General features: G+C 62.2%; 26 protein-coding genes and 1 pseudogene. 16 read left to right on the forward strand and 11 right to left on the reverse strand.

From position 1 onward, the window contains the following. From NEZ08_RS00005 to NEZ08_RS00020, 4 genes are all read right to left on the reverse strand, one after another. A partial coding sequence (locus NEZ08_RS00005; protein ID WP_298101585.1) for an MBL fold metallo-hydrolase occupies positions 1-587 on the reverse strand: 587 nt, incomplete at its 3' end. Between the two features lie 66 nt (positions 588-653). Continuing rightward, entirely contained in the window at positions 654-959 is a 306-nt protein-coding gene (locus tag NEZ08_RS00010; protein ID WP_298101588.1) for a DUF6460 domain-containing protein, read from the reverse strand. 89 nt (positions 960-1,048) lie between these two features. Beyond that, the gene (locus NEZ08_RS00015; RefSeq protein ID WP_298101590.1) at positions 1,049-2,725 is read right to left on the reverse strand and encodes a cisplatin damage response ATP-dependent DNA ligase; all 1,677 of its coding nucleotides are present in this window, start codon (positions 2,723-2,725) and stop codon (positions 1,049-1,051) included. Continuing rightward, positions 2,722-3,765: a ligase-associated DNA damage response exonuclease gene (locus tag NEZ08_RS00020; RefSeq protein ID WP_298101708.1), complete on the reverse strand. Its 1,044-nt coding sequence runs from the start codon at positions 3,763-3,765 to the stop codon at positions 2,722-2,724. The genes NEZ08_RS00015 and NEZ08_RS00020 overlap by 4 nt, the downstream gene beginning before the upstream one ends. Positions 3,766-3,830: 65 nt before the next feature. Here NEZ08_RS00020 and NEZ08_RS00025 point away from each other — a divergent pair, with 65 nt between their 5' ends. From NEZ08_RS00025 to NEZ08_RS00040, 4 genes are all read left to right on the forward strand, one after another. After that, complete coding sequence (locus tag NEZ08_RS00025) at positions 3,831-4,757, forward strand: methyltransferase domain-containing protein (protein ID WP_298101592.1); 927 nt, start codon at positions 3,831-3,833, stop codon at positions 4,755-4,757. Between the two features lie 30 nt (positions 4,758-4,787). Next, positions 4,788-7,310: a ligase-associated DNA damage response DEXH box helicase gene (locus NEZ08_RS00030; RefSeq protein ID WP_298101711.1), complete on the forward strand. Its 2,523-nt coding sequence runs from the start codon at positions 4,788-4,790 to the stop codon at positions 7,308-7,310. Between the two features lie 86 nt (positions 7,311-7,396). Further along, a complete protein-coding gene (pdeM, locus tag NEZ08_RS00035) occupies positions 7,397-8,053 on the forward strand; it encodes a ligase-associated DNA damage response endonuclease PdeM (protein ID WP_367278351.1) in 657 nt (218 codons plus the stop codon). 464 nt (positions 8,054-8,517) lie between these two features. Beyond that, positions 8,518-8,649, forward strand: a complete 132-nt coding sequence (locus tag NEZ08_RS00040) for a hypothetical protein (RefSeq protein ID WP_298101598.1) — start codon at positions 8,518-8,520, stop codon at positions 8,647-8,649. 212 nt (positions 8,650-8,861) lie between these two features. Here NEZ08_RS00040 and NEZ08_RS00045 read toward each other — a convergent pair whose 3' ends face one another. From NEZ08_RS00045 to NEZ08_RS00055, 3 genes and pseudogenes are all read right to left on the reverse strand, one after another. After that, on the reverse strand, positions 8,862-9,251 hold the full coding sequence (locus tag NEZ08_RS00045; RefSeq protein WP_298101600.1) for a helix-turn-helix transcriptional regulator: 390 nt from the start codon (positions 9,249-9,251) through the stop codon (positions 8,862-8,864). Continuing rightward, a pseudogene (locus NEZ08_RS00050) lies at positions 9,248-10,135 on the reverse strand (MBL fold metallo-hydrolase); the annotation flags it as partial. The gene NEZ08_RS00045 and the pseudogene NEZ08_RS00050, both read right to left, overlap by 4 nt. Before the next feature lie 4 nt (positions 10,136-10,139). Continuing rightward, a complete protein-coding gene (locus NEZ08_RS00055) occupies positions 10,140-10,808 on the reverse strand; it encodes a peroxiredoxin (protein ID WP_298101603.1) in 669 nt (222 codons plus the stop codon). A gap of 304 nt (positions 10,809-11,112) precedes the next feature. On the opposite strand from NEZ08_RS00055, the gene NEZ08_RS00060 reads away from it, so the two are divergent. The 12 genes from NEZ08_RS00060 (at position 11,113) to NEZ08_RS00115 (ending at position 20,869) form a co-directional block, all read left to right on the forward strand. Beyond that, positions 11,113-11,904, forward strand: coding sequence for a transcriptional initiation protein Tat (locus tag NEZ08_RS00060; RefSeq protein ID WP_298101605.1), 792 nt, complete (start codon positions 11,113-11,115; stop codon positions 11,902-11,904). A gap of 8 nt (positions 11,905-11,912) precedes the next feature. Further along, on the forward strand, positions 11,913-12,920 hold the full coding sequence (locus NEZ08_RS00065) for a substrate-binding domain-containing protein (RefSeq protein WP_298101608.1): 1,008 nt from the start codon (positions 11,913-11,915) through the stop codon (positions 12,918-12,920). Beyond that, a complete protein-coding gene (locus NEZ08_RS00070; protein WP_298101611.1) occupies positions 12,913-13,980 on the forward strand; it encodes a TQO small subunit DoxD in 1,068 nt (355 codons plus the stop codon). Before NEZ08_RS00065 ends, NEZ08_RS00070 begins: the two co-directional genes overlap by 8 nt. A 191-nt stretch (positions 13,981-14,171) precedes the next feature. Further along, positions 14,172-15,851 carry a bifunctional metallophosphatase/5'-nucleotidase gene (locus tag NEZ08_RS00075; protein WP_298101613.1) on the forward strand — a complete coding sequence of 560 codons (1,680 nt, stop codon included), beginning with the start codon at positions 14,172-14,174 and terminating at the stop codon, positions 15,849-15,851. A gap of 78 nt (positions 15,852-15,929) precedes the next feature. Then, a complete protein-coding gene (locus NEZ08_RS00080) occupies positions 15,930-16,274 on the forward strand; it encodes a hypothetical protein (RefSeq protein ID WP_298101616.1) in 345 nt (114 codons plus the stop codon). A gap of 95 nt (positions 16,275-16,369) precedes the next feature. Beyond that, entirely contained in the window at positions 16,370-16,870 is a 501-nt protein-coding gene (locus NEZ08_RS00085; RefSeq protein WP_298101619.1) for a TlpA disulfide reductase family protein, read from the forward strand. Between the two features lie 137 nt (positions 16,871-17,007). Continuing rightward, positions 17,008-17,352 carry a DUF2282 domain-containing protein gene (locus tag NEZ08_RS00090; RefSeq protein WP_298101623.1) on the forward strand — a complete coding sequence of 115 codons (345 nt, stop codon included), beginning with the start codon at positions 17,008-17,010 and terminating at the stop codon, positions 17,350-17,352. Positions 17,353-17,412: 60 nt separating this feature from the next. Then, the gene (locus tag NEZ08_RS00095) at positions 17,413-18,282 is read left to right on the forward strand and encodes a DUF692 domain-containing protein (protein WP_298101625.1); all 870 of its coding nucleotides are present in this window, start codon (positions 17,413-17,415) and stop codon (positions 18,280-18,282) included. 1 nt (position 18,283) lies between these two features. Then, positions 18,284-19,060 carry a DUF2063 domain-containing protein gene (locus tag NEZ08_RS00100; RefSeq protein WP_298101627.1) on the forward strand — a complete coding sequence of 259 codons (777 nt, stop codon included), beginning with the start codon at positions 18,284-18,286 and terminating at the stop codon, positions 19,058-19,060. 2 nt (positions 19,061-19,062) lie between these two features. Continuing rightward, positions 19,063-19,575 carry a DoxX family protein gene (locus NEZ08_RS00105; protein WP_298101630.1) on the forward strand — a complete coding sequence of 171 codons (513 nt, stop codon included), beginning with the start codon at positions 19,063-19,065 and terminating at the stop codon, positions 19,573-19,575. Beyond that, positions 19,572-20,204: a sigma-70 family RNA polymerase sigma factor gene (locus NEZ08_RS00110; RefSeq protein WP_298101632.1), complete on the forward strand. Its 633-nt coding sequence runs from the start codon at positions 19,572-19,574 to the stop codon at positions 20,202-20,204. The genes NEZ08_RS00105 and NEZ08_RS00110 overlap by 4 nt, the downstream gene beginning before the upstream one ends. Continuing rightward, positions 20,201-20,869, forward strand: a complete 669-nt coding sequence (locus NEZ08_RS00115) for a DUF1109 domain-containing protein (protein WP_298101634.1) — start codon at positions 20,201-20,203, stop codon at positions 20,867-20,869. The genes NEZ08_RS00110 and NEZ08_RS00115 overlap by 4 nt, the downstream gene beginning before the upstream one ends. A gap of 651 nt (positions 20,870-21,520) precedes the next feature. Here NEZ08_RS00115 and NEZ08_RS00120 read toward each other — a convergent pair. The 4 genes from NEZ08_RS00120 to NEZ08_RS00135 form a co-directional block, all read right to left on the reverse strand. After that, positions 21,521-21,766, reverse strand: coding sequence for a hypothetical protein (locus NEZ08_RS00120; RefSeq protein ID WP_298101637.1), 246 nt, complete (start codon positions 21,764-21,766; stop codon positions 21,521-21,523). A gap of 463 nt (positions 21,767-22,229) precedes the next feature. Beyond that, entirely contained in the window at positions 22,230-23,855 is a 1,626-nt protein-coding gene (locus tag NEZ08_RS00125; RefSeq protein WP_298101639.1) for a benzoate-CoA ligase family protein, read from the reverse strand. Further along, a complete protein-coding gene (locus NEZ08_RS00130) occupies positions 23,852-24,997 on the reverse strand; it encodes an FAD-dependent monooxygenase (protein WP_298101642.1) in 1,146 nt (381 codons plus the stop codon). The genes NEZ08_RS00125 and NEZ08_RS00130 overlap by 4 nt, the downstream gene beginning before the upstream one ends. A 13-nt stretch (positions 24,998-25,010) precedes the next feature. Next, on the reverse strand, positions 25,011-26,012 hold the full coding sequence (locus tag NEZ08_RS00135; protein WP_298101645.1) for an NADP-dependent oxidoreductase: 1,002 nt from the start codon (positions 26,010-26,012) through the stop codon (positions 25,011-25,013). Between the last annotated feature and the right edge of the window lie 120 nt (positions 26,013-26,132).

Below are 26,132 nucleotides of genomic sequence, written 5' to 3' on the forward strand. Positions count from 1 at the left end.
TTCTTGACCGGCCTGTCGAAGGTGTAGGCCTCGGCGATGAAGAGGTCGGCATCACGGCCCAGCGAAATCAGCGTCTCGGTCCATTCGGTATCGGCCGTATAGGCGATGATGCGCTCTTCCGCCTCGATCCGGTAACCGAGGAATGGACCACCGGATTGCCCATGCTCCACCGGAAACGGCGTGACGCTCACCTCTCCCAGGCGAACGGTCGCCTCGGGCGAGAGCGAAACGACCTTGAGATCAAAGCGCCGCTTGGTTTGCGACGAATTTTCGAACAGCGCCTCCATCACCTGGCCAAGCCGCATCTCGATGCCTTCGGGACCTGCGATCGTCAGAGGGCGCGTTCGGCGGGAAAACTGCGCATCGAGCAGCAGAAACGGCAGGCCGCCAAAGTGATCGCCATGAAAATGCGTGATCAGGACGAGCTCGATATCGTTGCGGACAATGTCCTGGCTTTTCAGCGCCGGCAGCGACGACGCCCCGCAATCGATCAGGAAGTTGACGCGTTCGCCGGTGTTGTGAAAGCAGGTGTTGAACCTGCCGCCGGAGCCGAACGCGTCGCCGCAGCCGATGAAACGCAATTGCATCGCTTGATCCTTCAGCCGGCAGCAACGATCGCAAGCTCTCCGAACGGCGCACGCATGCTGCGCTCGTTAGCGCCCGCGCGGCGCACCGAACAGCCGGGTCAACAGCCAGACCGGGACCACGACGACCGCGCCGAGCAGGAAATAGCGCCACAGCCAGTTGACGGCGTCGAAGCCGAGATCCCAGATCCGGCGAAACAACAGTTGGATGCTGTGCAGGATATTCCAGGGATCGAAACCGATTGCCGCCAGCACGATCCCGACCAGGATCGAGAGCAGAATCAGCCTAAACGCCACGGCCAAAGGCGAGCCGCCCAGGAAGCGGTACACGGCATCATTATTACTCGCCGGCAATTCTCTCGTGTCGTTCGGCATCAAATGGTCTCCCGCAGGCTGCCGACTTCATTCTAAGGCATGACCGGCAAGGGTGGGAACACGTTTTCCGCTCTTTCTATGGCAGTTTGTCAGTCCGGGGCGGCTTCCGCGGACTCCGATGCTTCGCTTTTCAATAGCCGCTCCAGCGTCTCCAGCCGGTCGGCTTCGCGCGGCGGCTTGTCCCAGCGCAGGCGGTTGATCCGCGGAAACCGCATCGCCACGCCGGATTTATGCCGCGTCGAACGTTGGAGCCCTTCGAACGCGACTTCCAGCACCAGCCCCTGGTCGGGCTCATGCACCACCTGCCGGACGGGACCGAATTTCTCGGTGGTGTTGCGGCGGACGAAGCGGTCGATTTGCAGGAGCTCCTCGTCGGTAAAGCCGAAATAGGCCTTGCCGACCGGTACGAGCTGCGCATCGCCGTCGTCACCGGTCCAGACCCCGAAAGTGTAATCGGAATAGAAAGACGAGCGTTTGCCGTGACCGCGTTGCGCATACATCAGCACGGCATCGACGATGTACGGATCGCGCTTCCACTTCCACCATTGGCCCTTGGGGCGTCCGGGCAGATAGAGCGCATCGCGGCGCTTGAGCATCACGCCTTCCACCGCTTCGGCGTCCGCACCGGCGCCCGCGCTCGCCGGCTCGCGCCGTGCCGCGGCCAGCGCCTCCCAGCTGTCGAAGGCGATTGTCGGTGAGAGGTCCACTCTGGGATCGCCAAGTCGTGCGATGAAGGCCAGAAGCCGCTCGCGCCGTTCCGCAAAGGTGAGATCGCGCAGGTCGGTCTCGTCGTCGGCCAGCAGATCGTAGGCGCGCAAGTGGATCGGATAATCCTTGATCAGCTTGGGCGAGACGACCTTGCGGTTGAGGCGCTGTTGCAGCACGTTGAAACTCTGCACGCGGCCCTGGCGCAACACCAGCAACTCGCCGTCGATGGCTCCGGGCAGATGCAGCGATGGCAACAAGTCCGGAAAGCTTTTGCTGATGTCTTCGCCGGTTCGCGAATAAAGCCGGCTGACGATGTGGCTTTGGGGGCCGCGGCCGCTGACGGCCTGGACGCGAATCCCGTCCCACTTCCATTCGGCGGCATAGTCGGCAGGATCGAGAGTGGCAAAATCGGCTTCTTCGACCGCATGCGCCAGCATCACCGGGCGGAACGGCGCCGGATCGCGATTGACCGGCTTTTCGCCGCAGCCTTCCAGCCAGGCGAACAGATTGAGATAGGGCGGGGCGAGGCCCGGCCAGAGCAGTTCGACCTCGTGAGCATCCTTGTCGCCGAGCGCCGCTGCCGCTGTCTTGGCGAGCCGGGCGGAAATGCCGATCCGCATCGCGCCGGTCACGAGTTTCAGCAGCGCCCAGCGGCCGGTCTCGTCGAGATCGTCGAGCCACCGCGAAAGCTGTTTCGGAATTTCGGTCTTGCCGAGTGTGCGCAGTGTCGTGACGACCTCGGTCAGCGTCGGCGGCGGCGGATTGTTGTGGAGAGGCTGATCGGATTGTCTCGGCCACATCAGCGCCACCGTTTCCGAGAGGTCGCCGACATAGTCATAGGACAAGGCAAACAGCATGGGATCGGTGCGTTCGGCGATCAGATCGCGGATCAGGCCCGGCTTGGCGTGCTTGAACGACAGCGCGCCGGTGAGCGCCGCGAGCGCATAGCCGCGGTCGGGATCCTCGACAGAGCGAAAGTAATTCGTGATCAGGCGCAGCTTGTTGTTGCGGCCGGGCTCATAGGCGAGGCGGTCGAGCAGTTCGGCGAAACGGTTCATGCGTCCTCGGCGTCGCTCGAGGCCACGTCGCCTTCGCCGCTGTCCTCGTCGCCATAGCCGACGAGATCAAGCGGGCGGGCTGCGAGCCCCTGCATCTTGCACCAATGCACCAGCGCGTCTTCCTGGCCATGGGTGACCCAGATCTCGCGCGCGCCGGTGGCCTTGATCGTTGCCGTCAGGCCGTCCCAGTCGGCGTGATCGGAGATCACCAGCGGCAGCTCGACGCCGCCCTGGCGGGCGCGGGCCCGTACGCGCATCCAGCCCGAGGCAAAGGCTGTGACCGGGTCGGGAAATCGCCGCGTCCAGATATCGGACGTCGCCGATGGCGGCGCGAGCGTGATGGTGCCGGCGAGCTCGGCCTTCTTCATGCCTTTGACGGCGCGGAGTTCGCCAAGATCGACGCCGCGGCTTTGGTAATAGCGGGTGATCTTTTCCATCGCGCCGTGCAGATAGATCGGCGCGTCGAAACCGGCTGCGCGCAACAATGCGATCACGCGCTGCGCCTTGCCGAGCGAATAGGCTCCAACCAGATGCGCGCGCTCCGGAAACAGTGTTAGCGAGGCAAGCAGCTTCCTGACTTCGTCAGCCGCATCGCCATGGCGGAACACCGGCAATCCGAACGTCGCTTCGGTGATGAAGATATCGCAGGGCACGACCTCGAACGGCATGCAGGTTGGATCCGGCGCATCCTTGTAATCGCCGGAGGCGACGATTTTCGTGTTGCCGCTTGTCACCGCGATCTGCGCCGAGCCGAGGACGTGCCCGGCGGGATGGAACTTGACCGCGACATCGCCGAGCCGCAGCTCCTCGCCATAGGCGACCGCCTGCGTCGAGCGCGCGAAATTCTCGCCGTAGCGCAGCCGCATCATGTCGAGCGTCTCTTGCGTGGCGAGCACCGCGCCGTGGCCGGCCCGGGCATGGTCGGAATGACCATGGGTAATCAGGGCGCGTTCGACCGGCCGCACCGGATCGATATGGAAACCGCCTGGCTTGCAGCACAGGCCGGCCGGTTGCGGCGTCAGGATGTCTTGCGGGCGCATGTCGTTTATATAGGCTGATCCGGAACTCATTCGAGTCCGGCTTGCAATGGATATCGGCCCTTAAGATGCCCGCGCGCCTGTTTCTGTCCTCCGGCGATCTGATTGCCGACCGCCGCTACGAATTCGCACGCGACCTGCAACTCAAGGACGACCTCGTCGCCGCGGCCGAGGTGTTGGAGCAGGCGATCGAGCTTGCCCCCGGGTTCGTCTCTGCCTGGTTTACGCTGGGCGAAATTCGTCAGCAACTCGGCCAGCAGGACGCGGCGATCGCCGCCTTTCGGAGGGCGCGCGATGCCGATGCCGCCGACCCCCATGGCGCCAGTCTGAAACTGATGCACCTGGGGGCTGAAGAACTGTCGGCGATGCCGCCGGCCTATGTGCGGACGCTGTTCGATCAATACGCGCCGCGCTTCGACCGCGCATTGATCGACGATCTCGGCTATCGCGGACCCTCGCTGCTGTTCAAGGCGGTCCTGGCGGCGCGCCACGCGGTACGGAAGCCTGCCTTCTTCAAGCGTGCCATCGATCTCGGCTGCGGCACTGGCCTTGCCGCGTCGGCCTTTGCCAGGGAGGTCGATCATTTCACCGGCATCGACCTGTCGCCGGGCATGATCGGGCAAGCGAGGCAGACCCGCCTTTATGCCGAGCTTGAGGTAGGCGACATGCTCGAGGGCTTGCGAACGAAGCCCGACGCCTGCGCCGACCTCGTGCTCGCCGCTGATGCCATGGTCTATGTTGCCGATCTCGTTCCCGTGCTGACGGAAATCCGCCGAGTACTTGCCGCCGGCGGCCTTGCGGCATTCACGCTGGAGCGCAATAGCGGTGAGGGCGTCATCCTTGGCTCGGGCCTGCGCTATGCCCACGGCGTGCCATATGTCCGCGCCTCGCTCGCAGCCGCCGGTCTTGAACTGTCGCAGATCGAGGAACAGTCGTTCCGCAACGAGAACAACAATCCGGTTCCCGGTCTCGTCGTCGTTGCGGCGAAATCGTGATCTGAAGTGGAAACGTCAGCCCAACCAGATCTGTTGACCGATGCGCTGCTGCCGGTGAATTTTCTGCGCTGGTTTGCCTTACGCGGATGGTCGCCGCGGGCGCATCAGCTGGCGCTGCTGGAAAAAGCACGCGAGGACCGCTCGGCGCTGCTGATCGCTCCGACCGGCGCCGGCAAGACGCTGGCGGGTTTCCTGCCGACGCTCGTCGAACTGTCTGCAGGCGGCACTTTCGCGTCCACCGGGCGCAGCGTGACGCGCAGCCGGGGTCTGCATACGCTCTACATCTCGCCGTTGAAGGCGCTCGCGGTTGATATCGCCCGCAACCTGGAAACGCCGATCGCCGAAATTGGTCTGCCGATCAAGGTCGAAACCCGCACCGGCGACACGCCAATGTCGCGGCGGCAGCGGCAGCGGCGCTATCCGCCGGATATTCTGCTCACCACGCCCGAGCAACTCGCGCTGCTGTTGTCGTCGGATGATGCGCCGTTTCTGTTTTCGTCGCTGAAGCGCATCGTGCTCGACGAGTTGCATGCGCTGGTGACCTCGAAACGGGGCGATCTGCTATCGCTCGGATTGGCGCGGCTGTGGCGGCTTGCGCCGCAGGTCCGCGCCATAGGGCTTTCGGCGACCGTCGCCGAGCCGGAGCAGCTGTCGCGATTTCTGGTGCCGCAACGCGACGGCAGGCAGCAATCCGCCGACATTGTCGTCGCCGGCGGCGCCGCCGCGCCTCAGGTCGAAATGCTGGATACGCGCGAACGCCTGCCCTGGGCCGGCCATACCGCGCGCCACGCGCTCGGCGAAATCTATGAACTCATCAAGCGCAACAAGACCACGCTTGTCTTTGTCAACACCCGCGCCCAGGCCGAGATGCTTTTCCAGGACCTGTGGCGGATCAACGACGAAGGGCTCGCGGTCGCACTGCATCACGGCTCGCTCGACGTGGCGCAACGCCGCAAGGTCGAGGACGCGATGACCAAGGGGAAATTGCGCGGCGTGGTCTGTACCTCCTCACTCGATCTCGGCGTCGACTGGGGGGACGTCGATCTCGTCATCAATGTCGGTGCGCCCAAGGGCGCCTCGCGGCTGATGCAGCGGATCGGCCGCGCCAATCACCGTCTCGACGAACCTTCGCGCGCGGTTCTGGTGCCGGCCAATCGTTTCGAGGTGCTGGAATGCCGCGTTGCAATCGATGCCGTGGCTGAGAATGCGCAGGATACGCCGCCGCTCCGCACCGGTGCGCTGGACGTGCTGGCGCAGCATGTCTTGGGCTGCGCCTGCGGCGAAGCGTTCCTGGCCGATCGGCTTTACGACGAAGTCCGCACGGCCGCGCCGTATGCGGAACTGAGCCGCGTCGATTTCGACGACGTGGTCGACTTCGTCGCGACCGGCGGCTACGCGCTGAAGACCTACGAGCGATTTGCGCGCATCAAGCAGGACAAGAATGGTCGCTGGCGCGTCGCGAACCCCAAGGTGCGACAGAGCTATCGCCTCAATGTCGGAACCATCGTCGAGGAGGCGATGCTGAAAGTGCGACTGGTGCGTTCGCGCGGCAGCGGATCGGGTTCGACCGGCGCGATCGCGCGCGGCGGCCGCCTGCTCGGCGAGATCGAGGAATATTTCATCGAGGGATTGTCGGTCGGCGATACCTTTGTGTTCGGTGGCGAGGTGGTGCGCTACGAGGTGCTCGCCGAAGACCAGGTCTACGTCTCGCGCGCGAACGATAGCGATCCGAAAGTACCGTCCTATATGGGCGGCAAGTTTCCGCTGTCGACCTATCTCGCCGAACGGGTGCGCAACCTTCTCGCCGACAAACGGGCATGGAAGGGCCTGCCCGAACAGGTGCGCGAATGGCTGTCGCTGCAGGCGCATTTTTCGCGTGTGCCGGAGACGCGCGAGCTGGTGGTCGAGACATTTCCGCGCGGCAACAAGCATTACCTGGTCTGCTATCCGTTCGAGGGACGGCTCGCGCATCAAACGCTCGGCATGCTGCTGACGCGGCGGCTGGAGCGAGCGCGGGCGCGGCCGCTCGGCTTTGTCGCCAATGAATACGCGCTGGCGATCTGGGGTCTCGGCGATGCCTCGTTCATGATCCGCCAGGGCAAGCTCGATCTGAACGCGCTGTTCGATCCGGACATGCTGGGCGATGATCTCGAAGCGTGGCTTGACGAATCGGCGCTGATGAAGCGCACCTTTCGTACCTGCGCGCTGATTTCCGGCCTGATCGCGCGGCGCTTTACCGACGAGGAGAAAACCCGCCGCCAGGTGCTGTTCTCGACCGATCTGATTTACGACGTGCTGCGCAAACACCAGGCCGATCATGTACTGCTGCGCGCCGCTCGCGCCGATGCGGCCGCGGGCTTGCTCGATCTCCGGCGATTGGGTGATATGCTGACGCGAATCAAGGGACGAATCACCCACCGGGAACTCGACCGCGTTTCGCCGCTGGCAGTGCCGGTGATGCTCGAAATCGGCCGTGAGGCCGTCTATGGCGAGGCGTCCGACGAACTTCTGGCGGAAGCCGCCGAGGAACTGGTCAAAGAGGCGACGGGATAGGGATACATCGGGTGGATAGAGACCTATCAACGTCGTCAAGCCCGGCCATGACGAGGACCTCCATTGAACTGGCCACGCGATCTTCAATGACTGTGGCTGGCGTGACGTTCTCCGCCGATCTGTCCGGCGCGCTGTTCTGGCAAGAGCAAAGCCTGCTGGTGGTGTCCGATCTTCATCTCGAAAAGGGATCGAGCTTTGCGGCACGCGGCGTCCTTCTGCCGCCGTATGATACGCTCGCGACGCTGGGCCGGCTCGCGTCGGTGGTTGCCCGCTTCGATCCGAAAACCGTGATCGCATTGGGCGACAGCTTTCACGACCGCACCGCCCATCAGCGTTTGTCGACGGCGAATCGCGAAGCGATCGCTGCACTGCAGGCGCGGCGCGACTGGATCTGGATTTCCGGCAATCACGATCCGGCGTTGCCGTCCGATCTCGGCGGCGCCATCGCGAGCGAAGTCGCGATCGGTCCGATCGTGTTCCGCCATGAGCCGACGGGGGCAATGGGCGAAATCGCCGGCCACCTGCATCCCAAGGCGCGGGTCGCGACGCGGGCGCGCTGGCTGGAACGGCGTTGTTTTGCCAGCGACGGCGAGCGCGCGGTGATGCCGGCCTTCGGCGCCTATGCCGGGGGCCTGAGCATCCGCGACGAGGCGTTTGCGAAAATCTTCCGCAGCCCAGGTTTCATGGCGCACGTGCTTGGCGATCGCCGGATGCACACGATCTCCGCTTCACGGTGCCACTGATCACGGCACTGCTTGCGGGAGGCAAGCCAGGTGAGTAGCCGGCAAGCTGCGTCATTTGGATAAATCGTTGCGGCGTTAGCAAGTCTCTCGATTGCGTCCCCCTTGCTGGATTTGGCCCGGCCCCGTGCTATCTCGGCCGCGGCGGCGATCGCGCGCAACCGCCTGATTCCAGACCCATTCTCACCCGCGGGAGCTTTACGTCCCGGGCTGGGGTTCTTGCATTCGTTCGCAACTCGTATGTTCAAATTTGAACAGAACGCGTCCAACGAATCTGCCACTTCGTGCCGGGTGAGTGGCGCGAACGCTGGTGCGAGTCTCGCCTGAACCGATTTGGCTCCAGAGATCATCTTGAGGTTCAATTGGACGAGAGTCTGCGGCTAGTTCGCGCCATGGCCGCACATGGCTGTCGGCCGGGCGTCGATATTCAAACGCGAGAGGTCGTTCAGTGGCTTCGCGAAAGCGGCATGGATGAGCACGATATTATGATCGGGCTTGTGCAGGCGAGCGTCCGCAAATGGGTTGTTGCGTGGACGTTCGGCACCCTCAGGATCACCGAGGACGGTGCGGCCGCAGGAGCGGAGCACGGACCCAATTGATTTTGCAACCGACCTTCTCTCCATCCCCTCGCGCGCTCCAGCTGCGGGGAAAGCAGCCGCGTAAGACGCACGACGGCACCCAACGCCAGAACTTTAAACTGATCGGGCCACAACTCGGTGCAGCGCACTTTTGCTGGATCTTCCTGGTGCCCGAGGTAGTTAGCGATCGGGTTTTGCCATCGACGGGTTGGATCGCTGGCGCGCCGCCGCATTCACGAGGCATCTTCCACGAGGGCGAACATCGCGGCACCGCCGTGCCGGACCTGTTGCAGCGAATCCCGACGATGCAACTGCGGAGGAATCGCCCTTCCGCGAATGATGGCCGGGATCATCTCCAGGAGATGGATCGCTGAAGCGTCCGTGAGTGTGTAGAAGACCAGCTTGTGCTCGCGCCTGGTCGTCACGAGGGCCGCCTCGCGCAGTTCGCCAAGGTGCTGCGACAGGCTTGGTTGGCGGATCTCGAGCACGCGCTCCATTTCGGCGACCGACGACTCTCCGCCTGCCAGATGCAACGCGAGACGCAGCCGCGTTGGATGCGACAGGATCTTCATCAGCTCGGATGCGCGCTTGAACTCGTCTTCGGACAACGCCTTCGCCGTCATTCCCATGCGGCTCCTTCGAGCGCATCCAGCGGGAATTTCAGATAGCGGCGGCCGTTGGCTTCGGGTTCGGGCAGTTGCCCTCCGCGGATGTTCACCTGCAAGGCGTGCAGGATGAGTTTTGGCATCGGCAGCGAGGCGTCTTTCGCATGTCGGAACCGGACGAACTCGTCCTCGCTCTTGCACTTCATATGGATGTTCGACGCGATCTGCTCGGCAACTGTACTCTCCCATAACGCCTTGCGGCCTCCAGGCCGGTAATCGTGGCCGGTGAAGACACGCGTCTCCGCGGGTAACGAGAGGATATTCTGGATCGATTGCCACAACATGGCCGCATCGCCGCCCGGAAAGTCGGCGCGGGCGGTGCCCGAGTCCGGCATAAAGAGCGTATCGTGGACGAACGCGGCGTCACCAATCACGTAAGTGATCGAAGCCAGCGTGTGACCGGGTGAAAACATGACCCGGCCGGTCAGATCGCCGACCGTAAACGTGTCGCCGTCCGCGAAGGTTCGGTCCCACTGCGAGCCATCGACCGGCAGATCCGGAAAGTTGTAAATGCGCTTCCATAGCTCTTGCACTTTCACAACCCGTTCACCGATGGCGGTGGGCGCCGCCACTTTACCCTTCAGGTATTGCGCGGCGGAAAAATGGTCGGCGTGCGGATGGGTGTCCAGAATCCACTCAACGGTCATGTCGTTGTCCCGGACATAAGCGAGAATCGCGTCGGCGTTGCGTGTTGCCGTCGCTCCCGACTTCTCGTCGAAATCCAGCACCGGATCGATGATTGCGCAGCGTCGGGTGACCGGGCAGGCTGCCACGTATTGGATGCTCCCGGTGCGCCTGTCGTAGAACCCTTTGACGGTGGGACGAAGTTCGGACTTTTTCAGCATGTCACAGGTTCCCGAGCCGATAGTACCAATCGCCGGACTTGTCCTCATGATGAGGTTGGTCGGCTCCCCCAAAGGTCAGCGGCGGCGGCACGAGGATCTGATTGCCCGGGCGCCAGCCCTCCGGAGTCAGGACGTTTGAGCGATCGGTGACGCGCAACGCCTCGAGCAGACGTAAAATTTCCTCCACGTTCCGTCCAACCGTCATGGGATAGGTGATCGTTGCGCGTATCATTCCCTCCGGATCGATGACGAACGTGGTCCGCACGGTGGCGCTCGATCTGGCCTCAGGCGGCAACATTCCGTAGGCGCGCGCGATCGCCATTGAGGGGTCCTCAAGCATGGGAAACGGCACTCTGATTCCGAAGCGAACTTCGATGTCGCGCGCCCAGGCGAGATGTGATGACAGGCTGTCGACCGACAGCCCCAGCAGTTCGCAGTCCAGCGCCTTGAACCGATCATAGGCACGCGAAAAGGCAATGAACTCGCTGGTACATACGGGGGTGAAATCCGCTGGATGCGAGAACAACACGATCCAGCGGCCTCGAAAATCCTCGAGTTTGCGCTCGCCCATTGTACTGCGGGTTCGAAACGGCGGCGCCCTCTCCCCGATCACCGGCGGCCGCACCGGCAGCCCGGAAAGCGGCTGCCGAAGCTCGATATGTGATTCCATATATTGAACTCGCACGTTTAGTTGATTTGTCAGAACGTTCAGTTGATCTCTGGAACGATCGCGTTGGTTTAGTGGTTTGCACTGTCGACAACGAATTCCGCGGCGATTGTTTCAATATGCGTGATCACATAATGACGAGCGGTTTTTGGCAGCGAACAGCTTGCCTGCTCTCGCACACTCAGATCGCGGAAGTGGCCCGCTACGAGATGACCTCCGCCGCTATCGCGGCGAGCGACGTGGCGCAGTGCGGCGGGAGCCGCGGAGGCCTGCCGGACGCGACGCGAATGCCGGCATTGAAGAAGTTTTGCGCGCGGAGGTGCCCATGAAAGTCGAAACGGATCGAAGGACAGTACTGAAGACCATAGGCATGGCGACAGGTGCCGGTGCGCTGTCGGTCGGTGCCGCCGGTGCTGTGGAAGCCGGAGCGCCCTCGGATGAAGGCAGGCTGCTCAAATCCTTGATGATGGAGCTGACGCGCACAACTGCCCACCGGGATTACAAGACCGTCCCGATGATCCTCAATGAGCGCTCGCAATGGGATGCCGACGCGATCGAGTTGCTCAAGAACTATCGAGGTGAGCCGAAGCAGGTCTGGGACCAGACCGAGATCGACGGTCCATGGCTCAACCTGATGCGCAATTCCTTGAACGCACAGGTTTGGTCGTTTAGGCACCCGGATTTCCTCGTGGTCTCCGCAACGCACGGGTCGGCCCATCTTGCGCTGTTTGATCAGGCGATGTGGGACAAATACCGCCTGGCAGAAATGACCAAGGGGAAGATGAAGAACAACGCGCTGATCGAGGCCTCATCCACGCCAACGTCGACCGACTATGAAGATCCGAAGGGAGCCTATTCCGCCGCCGCCAACTCGATCCCTGCTCTTCAGCGCCGTGGCGTGGTGTTTCTCGGCTGTCATAATGCGATATGGGAAGTGGCGGGCAAGCTGATCAAGGCCGATATCAATCCTGACCACCTTGCGCAGGATGCGCTGGCGGCCGAACTGACCAACCACTTGATTCCACGGGCGGTACTAAGCCCTGGAGCGGTGGCAACCATACCCGAGCTGCAGCGCGCCGGATTTTTCTACATCAAGTGAGGCGTCAGATGCTTCACAAAGGCAAAAAGCTGCCCGTTGCCGCCAATATTGCAGCTGGATTTGTTGCCGCCGGATCGCTCTTTGCGACGGCAGCGTCTGCCCAGCCGCCTGATCGCGCGAGTATCGACCCGCCATGGCAACATGGCGAAAACAATGATGCGATCGATCGCGGCCTGGATTTTACCGTCCCCGGGATCGACAGTCTTGCCGATTTTCACGGTGACCTGACGAACTCCCGCCTGGTCCTGTTTGTCGGCGGCAATTATTACTTCGCCATGGCGCCGTTGGTGCGGGCCTTCGAAGAGCAACACCCCGACTATCGCGGACGCATTTACTGGGAGACGCTTCCGCCGGGCCTTCTCGTTGATCAGATTAAACACGGCGGGCGGGTCACCTCCGGCAACATGACCTGGCAGATCAAGCCAGATGCGTATCTCGCAGGGCTGCGCAAGATCCGCGAACTGGTGAAGGACGGGACGCTCACGGGCCCTCCGGTGCCCTATGTTACCAACACCCTCACCATCATGGTTCCGCGAGGCAATCCCGGCAACGTCCATGATCTGGCCGATCTCGGTCGGCCGGACATTCGTCTCGCGATGCCGAACCCGGAATACGAGGGGATCGCCAGGCAGATCAAGCTTGCTCTGGCAAAGACCGGCGGTCCGAAATTGGCCGACGCCGTTTACGGCGACAAGGTCCGCGACGGCACCACCAAGCTCACCCGCATACACCATCGGCAGACGCCGCTGTTCCTGATGCAGCAAAGTGCGCAAGCCGGCGTGACGTGGCAGTCGGAGGCGATCTTTCAGGAGCAGATCGGCAATCCGATCGCGCATATCGACATTCCCGCCGAACAGAATGCGACCGCCATTTACGCCGGAGCCACGGTGAACGGAGCCAACAATCCGGACGGCGCAAAAGCATGGCTCGACTTCATTCGCTCGCCCGAGGCCATGCGCATCTTTGCGCGCTATGGTTTCAAGCCCTACGCCGGGGAGGAGCCCAGCCATGAATGAATTAGCTCGTCCTTCGCTCCGGGCGATCACGATCGATGAGAAGGCCAATTGGCGGATGCTGGCCTTGTCGCTGCTCTCCGTCCGCTTCATCCAGGGCTTCATCTATTGGGGTGGCGGGTCGAGGCGCTTTATCTACGCGCCGGCGAAGCTTGATCCCTCGGCACCACACTGGATGGCCAACAAGTCCCAGTCGGCGATGCCCGGCGCGATTCTTGGGACGGGTCACATCATCTCCTGGCTGCTCCAGCATTTCGTGGCGCTCTATGCCGGCCTCATCGTCTTCAGCGCGCTTGAGCTGTTGTGCGGTCTCGGCTTGATGGCCGGCTTTTTGACCCGGCTGTCCGCGCTCGGCAGTGTCTGCTTTTCGATTGTCCTGATGCTCATGTTCGGCTGGCAGGGCGCAACCTGCATCGACGAGTGGACGATGGCGGCCTGCAATCTGGCGATGGGGATGACGCTGGTGCTGGCTGGCGCCGGCGTCTACAGCCTGGACAATGTCCTGCTGGCACGCAGGCCCTGGCTTGCCAGCCGTTTCTGGTTTCGCTGGGCATGCGGCAGCCTGCCGCTGCCGCTTTCCGGACCCGCGTTTCTGAAGCTCAGCGTGGCCGTGTTTGCTCTCACCGTGGTCTTCAACGTGGGGACCTATAACTATTACCGCGGATCGGTATTCACGCCGTTCCACGCGGGACCGACCAGTCCGAGCAAACATCATTTCTCACTGGACGGCCTGAACGTCACTGCTGATGGGTCGGTAGGCTTCCACCTTTACCTCGATGGCGGCACGCCGGAAGCGCCGGCGCATGTCATGGAGGTGACGCTTCAGGATTCGACCGGGAAGAAGGTCGAAGTCTGGAATGCAGATCAACTCTCTCACCTGCCCAAGGAAGCGATTCAGAACGATTATTCGTACAATCAGATCAAGCCGGGCCGATACGGCCTCAGCGCCGAAATGGGCGCCGCGGCGACAATCCACTTGTCCATGCCGGCTGATCGCATGGATGGAGCAAAGCCGTTCAAAATAGTCGTGACGGATATCGAAGGCCGATCATTCTCGGACTGAGCGTCGAGCATCGAGCCGGAAAAATATCAGGAGCAAGAGAAGAAGTCATCCACTGTCGTCTCCGTGCCAATGGCCGCCTCCGAAGTGGCACTGGACGGTAGCGACGAACGCGCACCGAGCGGCCTCAGCTCGCCAATGGCGGCGAGACAGCTGCCGGCACATTCGCTGCAATCACACAAAGCGGAGAAAAAATGCCAAAGACAATCACCCGCCGTCATCTGCTGACCACAGCAAGCGCTGCCGCACTGGCCCTGAGCTTTACGCCTGCCACAAAAGCCCAGAACCTGGACGTGCGTCAGGGCAAGCGCGTGACCCTGCTGCATTTCACGGATTCGCACGCGCAACTCGAAACCCATCTCGATTATCTCCCGGGAGCTGTACCTCAGTTCCAGATGATGGGCGGCTTTGCGCGCCTCAAGACCGCGATCGATCTTGAAAAGTCACGAGGGAAGGTTCCCTACTTCGTTCTCGACGGAGGCGACGATTTCCAGGGCTCGGGCCCGGCCGCATGGTCGAAGGGCGCCGCGATTCTAGAACCATTGAAGGCAATGGGGCTTGATGTTTTTACGCCTGGAAATTGGGAGCCGGCGTATGGGCCGGAAATCTTCAAAGACACCATGGCCAAGCTCGGCTGCCCGGTGGTCTGCTACAATCTGACCGACACGGATACCGGCAAACGTCTCTATCCTGCGTCGGTCATTCTCGAACGAAACGGCGTCAGGATGGCCGTCGTCGGCATCACCGACATCGGTGCGAGCAAGCGCCAACCCCCTGACGAATGGCGCGGCATGGACACCAGCAGGATGGCGGGCCTCCGCGAATATGTTCAGGATTTGCGCGCACGAGAAAAGCCTGACCTCGTCGTCGCGCTGACGCATACCGGCCTGACCATCGCACGAAGCATTGCGCGGAAGATGCCTGAATTTGACGTTATCCTCTCCGGCCACACACACGAGCGTACGTCCCGGCCGATCATCGAAGGCAACGTGCTCGTCGTCGAACCAGGGGCTTTCGGCTCGTGGCTCGGCCGGCTCGATCTGGTTTTGAAGCCGGGCGGCGGAATCGCCGCGCACGAATTCCAGCTCATCCCGGTTCTTGCGAACAGATATGCCGAAGACCCGGCGGTGAAAAGTCTGGTCGATGCCTCGCTGAAACCTCATCGCGAGCGCATGGCTCGCGAACTCGGCAAGACTGACACCGTTCTCATGCGCTACGACGTGCTCGAAACTTCGGCAGACGACTTCGTTTCGGATGCGATCAAGGCGGTGAGCGGGGCAGATATCGGGCTCACGAATGGATTCAGGTTCGGTGTGCCAGTCAATTTGAGCATCACGGAAGCTGCTCTGTGGAACATCCTGCCCATGGATGCGCGAATGAAGAAGGGTTGGGTGACCGGCAAGGAATTGAGAGATTACTGGGAAGACGAGCTCGAGATGGTCTATTCCAAGTCACCGATGAAACTCAATGGTGGCTGGGGCCCGAGGGCCTCAGGCATGGACATCGTCTTCGACGCCCATGCCGAGCACGGTCATCGCGTCATCTCGATCAAGGTTGGAAACAAGGACATTGCCGATGACGGACACTATACGATCGCGGGCTGTGAACGGGAGGGAGAGCCGGTCGACGTCATTTGCCGCCATCGCAATACCCACGACGCGGAGATACTCCCGTTCTCGATTCATGAGGCGCTCAGCCAATATCTCAAGAGCAACCCGGTGATCTCGCCGAAGCCTGACGGTCGCGAGAAGGCTCGCGACTTGCCGGCAAGGGTGTTCAGCCAGGATGCGGTACTGGCGGGCGGCAAACTGGACGACGCTCCGACGACACCGGAGGGATTGCCGCCGATTCCAGACGGATTTTCGCGGGGCTAGTACCGCCGCGCCGGTAACTTTTGCCCCGTTCCGACGAACCATGGAACGGATCAGGAAGAAAGGCGAACGGCGCGCAACATGACAAAGGCTTCGCCGCGGTCGATCCGTATCACGCACTGGCCAAGCGGCGAGGTCATCGCCGAAGGGCCGCTCGGCGTCTGGGGCATCATGCCGTTTGAAGGCAACTACTATATCAGCCGGAAATGCCTGAAAACGAAGTCGCTGCGGTCGAGCTGGGTACCCGGGCTTTGCATCTACAAGTTCCTCTATGTCTGGCTTGACCTGCGGCTGCCCGACGGAACGCGCGAGCCCTTCATGGGATGGATGTACTGGTTGCCGAATCCGCTATTGCCATTCATAGCCTTTCGTCCGGCAGTTTCACCAGCGTCGCCATCCCTGCAGATCGAAGAGATCGAGGCCTGATGTGGACACGGCGGCAACTTGGCCTCGCCGGGCTGGCCGCCGCGTTGGCCAGCCCAAAGCGATACGCGTCGGCAGCAATGCCCGAAGACGCCGACATGCCCGTGTTTCATTCCGGCCGATATCAATTCACCATCTTGCGGCCGCAGCCGGAATTGCCGCCGATCCGCCTGTTTCGTCTCCAGGGCGGAACGCTTGATTTGAATTCGCTTCGCGGCAAACCGGTGTTGCTTAACTTCTGGGCCTCCTGGTGCGCGGCCTGTCGAGCCGAACTGCCAATGCTGGAGCAGCAACTCGAAAATGTCTGGCGTGGCAGCGTCCAGGTCCTCGCCGTGTCCGAGGACCGAGGCGACCGGTTCATGGTGGAGCGCTTCGCGAAAGCGCTTCGGCTGCGAAGCCTGCCGCTTTTTTTCGATCCGAACGGATACGTCGCATCTTTCGACGGCGAGAACCGCAGGAATGCGCCGTTTGCGCTTTACGGGATGCCGATCAGCTATCTCGTGTCGGCTTCGGGATTGATCGTCGGATACATGCAAGGCGCTGCGGATTGGTCGTCGGCGTCCGCCAGCGACCTGATCGACTACTTCCGCGACAGATGATGTCGCCGCTCGCCGAACGGCACGGCGTAACCTTTTTCTCCATCGCAGCGAACGGCTTGTCAGGCGGGGCAAGTGGCTTGCCCGACTGCTGACCCTGCGCTTCGCATGGTTTAAACCCGAACACCGGAGGAATTTGAATGTCCAATCCTACGCTTTCCGCAATGGTCGGCGGCGCGTTCGCAGTCGCTTTTGGATCGCTGGCCGCCACGTCCGCCGCGGCGCAAATGAGCAAAGGCGACATGGAAAAGATGATGAAAGAGAAGCAGGCCATGACCATGAAGGCGATGGCGGGCGGCAAGATGGAGAAGTGCTTCGGCGTCGCGCTCAAGGGACAGAACGATTGCTATGCCGGAGCGGGAACGACCTGCGCCGGAACGAGCCATGCGGACTATCAGGGCAATGCATTCAAGCTCGAGCCGAAGGGCACCTGCACCACCATGAACACGCCGAACGGTCACGGCAGCCTCACGCCCAAGGCCTGACCGCCGATGACGGGGCGGGCCGCGCGCCCGCTCCGTTTCCTGCACTTTGCGGAGTCCGCCGTGCCGTTTCCCCCTTCACAATCGCAGGATCGCGTTCCACCGCGGGGTGGCGTCGGCCTCAAGGCCGAGCACTATCGCACGATCATCGAAACGCTGCCCGACGTCGGCTTCTTCGAGGTTCATGCCGAGAATTACATGGGCGCCGGTGGCCCCCCGCATCGCTATCTGTCGGCGATCCGAGAGCGATACCGCCTGTCGCTCCACGGCGTCGGACTGTCGATCGGCGCGGACCGGCCGCTCGATCGGGATCATCTACAGCGCCTTGCCCAGTTGATCGATCGCTATCGGCCGGGGCTGTTCTCCGAGCACCTTGCGTGGTCGTCGCACGGTGCAAGCTTCTTCAACGACCTGTTGCCCATCCCCTACACCAACGCCTCACTGGTCCGCGTCGCTGATCATATCGACGAGGTGCAGGCGGCGCTTGGCCGCCAGATGCTGCTCGAAAATCCATCGACCTACGTGGCCTTCGCCGAAAGCAGCTATTCCGAAACCGATTTCATCGCGGAGGTCGTGCGACGCACGGGATGTGGCCTGCTTCTCGACGTCAACAACGTTTACATCGCTTGCACCAATCAGCAGTGGGACCCGGTTGCATATCTTGAGGGTTTTCCGCTTCAGCACGTCCGGGAAATTCATCTCGCGGGCTACACCAGTGAGGCTGACGAAAAGGGCCGGCGGCTGCTGATCGATACTCATGACCGTCCGGTCGCCGAAATTGTCTGGTTTCTTTTTGCCCGCGCCGTCAGGCGCACGGGTGCAGTGCCGACGCTCATCGAGTGGGATAAGGACGTACCGGCATGGCCTGATCTCAAGCGGGAAGCCGAGCGCGCCGAAGCGGTCATGCGTTTTGTCGGATCGGAGGCTGCCTGACATGCAGCTTTGCGAATTACAGCACGAATTCGCGGCGGCGTTGCTCGACCCGGGACGGCCGACCCCGGCCGGTCTGGTCGGGCCGGACGGCGTGACCAGCGCGAGACGCTTTGCCGTCTATCGCAACAACATCGTGGCCGGCCTGGTCGAGACGCTGCGGGCGGCGTTCCCGGCGGTTCATCGCATTGTCGGCGCAGATTTCTTTTTTGCCATGGCACGCGCCTATGTCGTGAAGAACCCGCCCCGTTCGCCGGTCATGCTCGACTATGGCGCGGGCTTTGCGGATTTCATCGCCCGGTTCGAGCCCGCCGCGACGCTGCCCTACCTCGTGGATGTCGCGCGCATCGAGCGCGCCTGGTCCGAGTCCTATCACGCGCGCGAGGCGATACCGATCGATCCGTGCGAATTCAGCGCGATCAGGCCGGACAGGCTGCCAACGATGCGACTTGCCGTTCACCCGTCGCTTCGCGTCGTCCGCTCGCGTTTTCCGGCGCTCACGATATGGCAGATGAACATCGAAGGCGGCGCGCCGGCGCCGGTCGATCTGTCGCTCGGCGAGAACACGCTGGTGCTTCGTCCGGGAAGCGAGGTCGAGGTGCGGCTGATTCCGAAGGGCAGCGCGGAATTCACCGAAGCGCTGATCGAGAAAAGGCCGGTTCTCAAGGCTCTGGAGGCTGCCCTGATGGTCAACTCCGGCTTCGACCTCGCCGGCAATCTTTTCGACCTCATAAAGGCCGGCGCGCTCACCGGTTATGATCTTGCAGGCGCGGCGAGGTGAAGATGAGTGTGCTCACATGCCTGGCGGAAAACGCTGTGCGAGCAATCGTCGGTGGGCTGCCCCGGCTGGCCTTTGTCGCTGCGCCCCCGGTGTTGAGGATCGCGCTGGCGGTGCCCTTCTTCAGGTCCGGACTGACCAAGTGGAATGGCTTGCTGACGCTGTCTCCGGCCGCTGCCTATCTTTTCGAAGACGAATTCAAGCTGCATCTATTCGGCCGCGCCTATGACTTTCCGTTTCCGCTTGCCGTCGCCTGGCTCGATGGTCTCGTCGAGATCGTGCTGCCCGTGCTACTCGTCGCGGGGCTTGCGACGCGGTTCAGCGCATTTGCGATTCTGATAATGGTCGGCGTTATTCAACTCGTCGTGCCCGACGGCTGGGCAAACTTTCATCTGCCATGGGCGGCCATGGCGATCGCGCTCGTCGCGCTCGGACCCGGCCGGCTGTCGCTCGATTACCTCGTGACGCGTGCGTGCGATGCGATCGGCCGCAAGTCTTCTGGAGCCTTTTCTCGATGAGCGGCGATCGTGGCAGCCAGACGCCGGTGCTGAAACTCGTCGCGGGCGGCGAGCGCATCGATGTCAGCACCAGCCCGCCCAACCGTGACCTGGACTGGGCCATTCTCATGGCGCGCGCCCAGGATGGCGACGGCGCCGCCTATCAGCGGCTTTTGCAGGAGATCACGCCCTACTTGCGCTCGCTCGCCGCGCGAAGGCATCGCAGCGCCGACGATATCGAAGACGCGGTGCAGGACATCCTGCTGACCATTCATTCCATCCGCCACACCTACGATCCGACGCGACCGTTCGGTCCGTGGCTGGCGACGATTGGCGAGCGGCGCTCGATCGATCGGCTGCGGCGGCGAAGCCGCCACCAGCGCCGGGAGACGCCTCTCCAGCCGGAGCACGAGGCAGTCGCGGACGTTGGTGTGGATATGGAAGGGAAATCGAACCGGCGAGAGCTGGAACGGGCCATCAGCGATCTTCCGCCAGCACAACAGATGGCCATTGAATTATTGAAACTGAAGGAGATGTCATTGAAGGACGCGGCGAGCGCAAGCGGAATGTCCATCAACTCGCTCAAGGTCAATACCCATCGCGCCCTGAAGAATCTTCGAAAAATCCTCCTTGGCCGGAACGAGTTATGATCAAGACACCCGATCTCATCGCATCACTTTCCACAAATTTGACGCCGGTGCGGCGGCTGCGGCCGCCGTTGATGAGGGCTTTCGGCTGGCTCCTGCTGGCCGCGATGGTCCTCACGCTGCTTGCCGTCGCTCAGGGAATCCGGCCCGATCTCGCGCAGCGTTTGCGCGATCCGGCGTTCGCGTCCTGTATGGCGGCCTCCGCGCTGACCGGCATTCTGGCGGCGGTTGCGGCCTTCCTCGTCAGCCTCCCGGATCGTTCGCGGCTCTGGTTGATGTTGCCGCTGCCGTCGCTGATCCTGTGGCTTTCCAACATCGGCTATCAGTGCCTCGCCGATTGGGTCTCGATCGGGCCCGAGGGTATCGGCATGGGCGAGGCCGCGCGCTGTTTTGCAACTCTCGTGCTGACCAGCTTGCCGCTGTCGCTGGCGCTATTGGTCATGCTGCGCTACGCAGCGCCGCTGCGGCCCACGGCTGTCACCATCATGGGCAGCCTTGCGGTCGCGGCGATCACGGCGACGGCTCTGTCTTTCTTTCACACCATGGACGCCACGGTGATGATCCTGATGTGGAATATCGGAACGGCCGTTATTTTCGTAGGATTTGCCGGGACCTTCGGTCGGACCATTTTTCGTTGGGTCACCCCACGTGTCGACGCGCCGCATTGATTACGCCGGAAGGGGCAGCCCCGGGACAAAATGCGACTTGACCGGGCTGACAGATCACGACCGCCTCCGTCCTTGAACCGGAGACATCAGTCGCTCAATAAGATCGGTTCGGCCGATTTGCCTTCGCCGTCCAGTCCTTCACAGAAAAATATTTCGCTTCCGCCGACGGGCAAATCAGTGGTTCTTCTTCGCGCGTCCCGCGCCCTTGAACGAGGGGCGTATCGCGATCGTCACGAACGTTGGTCGGAAGATGCGGTTGTGGACGCTTGCCATGCGCAGGACGAACGCATGTGACGGGCGGACGGCGAAGTAGTAGCGTCCTGATACCCCGACGCTGGCGTCAACCGGCGATGATGTTTCGCATCACGCCGGGATGGTGACAAAAGAGCCCGATCGCCGGAGAGAGCACGGAGTAAGTCGTAAACCATCGGGCAGGGAATGCCGGAATGTTTCGGCGAACCTGTGGTGACTAACTCGTGTGCTTTCCATCTTTGCACGCGAGGCTGCGGGTGAGCCTGACACCCCCGGCATTCCCTGCGCCCTCGCTTCCTTCTGGGGACAACGTTTGAGCAAGACTCAAGGCGAGGTCCGCCGTGAGAATGCGAACGCGTATCCGCAGTTTGAAAATTGAATCGGAAATCGCGAGCGATCTCACCAATAGACGCCGAACTTCGCGGCAATCCGGCGCGCCTTCTGTTCGGCGGTCTCATGGCGCGCGGGGCGCGACTTGGCCTTTTTGGGCTGCGGCTTGGTTTCCGCAACGGCCGCGGACGCGGCGGGCTTCGCCGGCTCGGCGGCTGACTTTGTCGGCTCTAAGGGCTTTGGTGCCTCAGCAGACTTCGCTGCCTCAACCGGCTTCGGCTGTACCGGTTGAGGCTGTTCGGTGGGTTCGGTCATAATAACTGCAGGCGGCGGTGCTGTCGGCTGATCGTTTTGTGCAAGCCGAAGAGAAGGGGCGGCTTGAGCTGCGGTGGAAATCACCAGAGTTGCGATGGCGAGGAGAGGCTTGCGCATGGGGTCACTCTCTTGATGGTGCTGCCTTACCTGAAACCTCTGCGAAGCAGGCAGCCTGAAACGACGTGCATCGCTGTCTGCAGTTCCATACTTCTCGACGACTGATGCTCGGTGGTCACGGCCCTGCGTTCGGCCAAGCCTGACCTCCGGGCAAGGATGATGCGCTTATGTTGGGGGAAGTATAGCCGAAGCTGATATGGCGGTCGATGTTGGGTTTGTCGGCCGCGCTTTTGGAGTTATCGCGGCCCGCCGGGGGACCCGCCGGTTCCGCGTCGGTTCCATAGTCCGTTCCGGCCAAATGGTTGCAGCTGGCAATCACAGCCGCCGCCCGCCAGCCAACGCTGCACTACATCCGCATCACCGCCTGGCGGTCGATCTTGCCGGTGCCGGTCTTCGGCAATTCTCGGGCGAATTTGATTTCGCGCGGATATTTGTACGGCAGGAGCCTGGCCTTGACGAAATCCTGAAGCGCTTTGATCGCGCCGCCCTCATCGCCGGGGGCCCTGTTCATGACGACCACGGCCTTGAGCGTCATGCGCCGGTCCGGCAGCTCGGCGGCGAAGACGGCGCATTCGCGAACATCGGGATGCTCGGCCAAGCAGAGTTCGACTTCGAGCGGATAGACCCACTGGCCGGAAATCTTGATCAGGTCGTCGGCGCGGCCGCGGAAGAAATAGAAGCCGTCCGCGTCGCGGACAAAGCGATCGCCGGTATAGATCCAGCCGCCTTGACGGATCGTCTCGGCCGATTTGTCCGGCCGGTTCCAGTAGAGCGGCGTGTTGGAATCGCCGCGCACCCACAAGATGCCCTCCGCATGCTCGCCCACCTCCTCGCCATCGCTGTTTTTCAGCGCGATGTCATAGCCGGGAACGCGAAGGCCGGCGGCGCCGAGCTTTTTGTTTTCGGCGCGGTTGGAGAGATAAATGTGCAGCACCTCGGTCGAACCCAGGCCTTCCATGATCTCGACGCCCGTCAATTTCTTCCAGCCGTTGAATACCTCGGCCGACAACACCTCGGCGGCGGACACGGCCATGCGCAGTGACGAAAAATCGGCTCCCTCGGCACCTTCGGCCTTGGTCAGCGAGGTGTAGAGCGTGGGCAGCCCGAAGAAGACGGTCGGCCGATAGCGCGCGATCGCCTCGAAAATCGCGCTTGGCTTCGGCTGGCCCGGCAGCAGCAGCGTCGCCGCGCCGACCGAGAACGGGAAAGTGACGGAATTGCCGAAGCCATAGGCGAAGAACATCTTCGGCACGGAAAAGCAGATGTCCTCCGGGGTGAGCTTCAGAATATTCTTTGCAAAGGCCTGATCGCTATAGGCCATGTCATGCTGAAGGTGGACGATGCCCTTGGGTCTCCCGGTCGAGCCGGACGAATACATCCAGAACGCCATTTCGTTGCGATGGGTGTCTGCCTCGGCGAGATGCGAGGCGAAGCCTGACAGCCATTCCCCGGCAGTCATCGTTTTGGGGACCGCGTGGTGGCCGGCTTCGCCATTGACGACGATGAGCGTGTGCAGCGCCGTCTCCTTGCAGGCGGTGGCGTCGAAACGCGCGGAGAATTCCGCATCGGCAACGGCGACGGTCGCGGCGGAATCGGCGAGATAGAATTGCAGAAGATCCGGCGGCGTCAGCGTGTTGATCAGGAGCGGCACAAAGCCGGCACGTACCGCGCCGAAAAACGCTGCCGGGTAAGCCGGCGTATCGTCCAGAAACATCAGCACGCGGTCGCCGCGTCTGAGCCCTAGCGAGATCAGGCCATGGCCCCAGCGCGAAGCCTCCGCGCACAACTCGGCATAGCTCATTTCGCCGAGCGGGCCGGTCAGCGCGAGACGATCGCCGTTTCCCTTGTCGAGATTGTCAAAAAGAACGCGGCTCGCATTATAGGTCTCGGGAATCGAAAAGCCGATTTCGCGTGCACCGGGGCTGTCGCCCGGCACCTGATCGGCGATCTGCCGGCGATCGGTTGACGTCATGCCCCGCCCCCGCTGGCCGAACGCACTCGCGACGCTTCGTAGCGCGCCATGAAGGCGGGAGCCATCGCGCGCAGGCGCGCATCATCGATCCGGCCTGAGCGGGTGATGTAGCTGTAGGCAAAATCCATCAGGTCGAGTTTCATGTGATCGGCGAAATCGCCGTACCAGTCGGCGCTGGCGCGCGCCGCCGTCACCAGCTTTTTCACAATGGGCTGGCGCTCGCTCTGATAACGGGACAGCGCGTTATCGAGATTGCGCTCCGCCTCAAGGGCCTTGGTGAGCGCGATCGCGTCCTCGATCGCAAGCCGCGTTCCCGAGCCGATCGAGAAGTGCGCTGAATGAAGCGCGTCGCCAAGCAGAACCATATTCTTGAAGAACCAGCGCTCGTTCCAGACCCAGGGAAAATTCCGCCACACCGATTTGTTCGAGACGAGTTCATGGCCGTCAAGAGTGTCGGCAAACACCAGCTCGCAGATGGCTTTGGATTGTTCGACCGTCTTGTCGGCGAAGCCGTAGGCCTGCCACGTCGCAAGATCGCATTCGACCAGGAACGTGCTCATGCCGGGCGCATAGCGGTAATGATGGGCGTTGAAGCTGCCGCGGTCGGTGGCCACGAAGGTCTGCGACAGGGTCTCGAAACGCCGCGAAGTGCCGTACCAGGCAAATTTGTTGCTCGAATAGGACAGCGATGTGCCGAAATCGCCCTCGAAGGCACGGCGCACCGGCGAATTGAGGCCGTCGGCCGCGACGACCAGGTCATATCCCGCCAGTTGATCGAGCGATGCCTGCGTATCGAAATGCAAGGTCACGCCGACGGACGCGGCTCGTCCTTGCAGGATTTTCAGCAAATCGAGCCGGCCGATCGCTGAAAATCCGACGCCGTCGATCTCGACGCTCTCGCCTCGCAGATTGAGCGTGATGTTCTTCCAGCTTTCCATTCTCGGTGCGATCTCCTCGACCGTGTCGGGATCGTCGGCGCGCAAAAACTCAAGTGCGGAATCGGAAAAGACGACGCCGAAACCCCAGGTGGCTCCGGTCGGGTTTTGTTCGAACAGGTCGATCTGCGCGTCCGGATGGCGCTTCTTCCAGAAGGTGCTGAAATAGAGCCCGCCGGGGCCCCCGCCAATGACCGCGATACGCACGATTGTTAGTCCCTTACACGCTGATCATTCTCTTGCCGCGGTTCTCGCCGGCAAGCAAGCCGATCAGCGCCCTCGGCGTGTTCTCGAGTCCTGCGATCACATCCTCCTGCACCTTGAGCGCGCCCGAAGTGACCCAGGATTGCAGGTCGCGTAGCGCCTCGTGCCGCCGCTCCATGTAGTCGGTTACGATGAAGCCCTGCATAATGAGGCGCTTGACGACGATCAGGCCCGGCACGCCGCGTGGTCCACTGCCGGAGGGTATGCCATCATATTGCGAGATTGCGCCGCAACAGACTATTCGGCCGCGAAGGTTCATTTGCCCCAGGCATGCTTCGAGAACTTCACCGCCAACGTTGTCGAAATATACGTCGATGCCATTGGGCGCCGCCGCCTTCAGCGCCTTGAACACCGCGCCATCCTTGTAGTCGACCGCGGCATCGAAGCCGAGTTCAGAGGTCAGCCAGTCGCACTTGTTCTTGCCGCCGGCAATCCCGACGACCCGGCAGCCCGTGATCCTGGCGATCTGGCCTACGATCGACCCGACCGAGCCCGCGGCAGCCGAGACGACAACGGTCTCGCCGACCTTGGGCTTGCCGACATCAAGAAGTCCGAAATAGGCGGTGAGACCGGCAATGCCGTAGACGCTGAGCAGGTAAGTCATCGGCTCGATCTTCGGCATTTTGGTGAGATGCTTTGCGGGCACCGCCGCATAGTCCTGCCATCCGGTGTCCCCGAACACAATGTCGCCTCTGGCGAGCTCTGGCGCTTTCGATGCGATGACTTCGGCGATGCCGCCGCCAGCCATCACAGTGTTGGCCTCGACCGCCGCGCGATAGGTCGCCCCGTGCATCCATGCGCGGTTGGCCGCATCGAGCGAGATGTAGCGCACCCGCAGCAAGGCCTCGCCATCGCGCGGCTCCGGGATGGTTCCATGCCTCATCTTGAAGTGCTCGCTGCCGAGTTTCCCGGCTGGCTTTTCCACCAGCAGTATCTGGCGATTGATGTTGTCGCTCATGGCGCTCTCTCCCGGTGATCTCGTCTGCCCACGGGCAAACGAATGAACGTCGCCATCTCGCCCCAGCTAGTGACGCTTTCAAGGCGTTGGACGATTCCGAGGGCGTCAACGATTAGTGCA

The sequence above is a fragment of the Bradyrhizobium sp. genome, assembly GCF_027451485.1.
Taxonomy (GTDB): Bacteria; Pseudomonadota; Alphaproteobacteria; order Rhizobiales; family Xanthobacteraceae; genus Bradyrhizobium.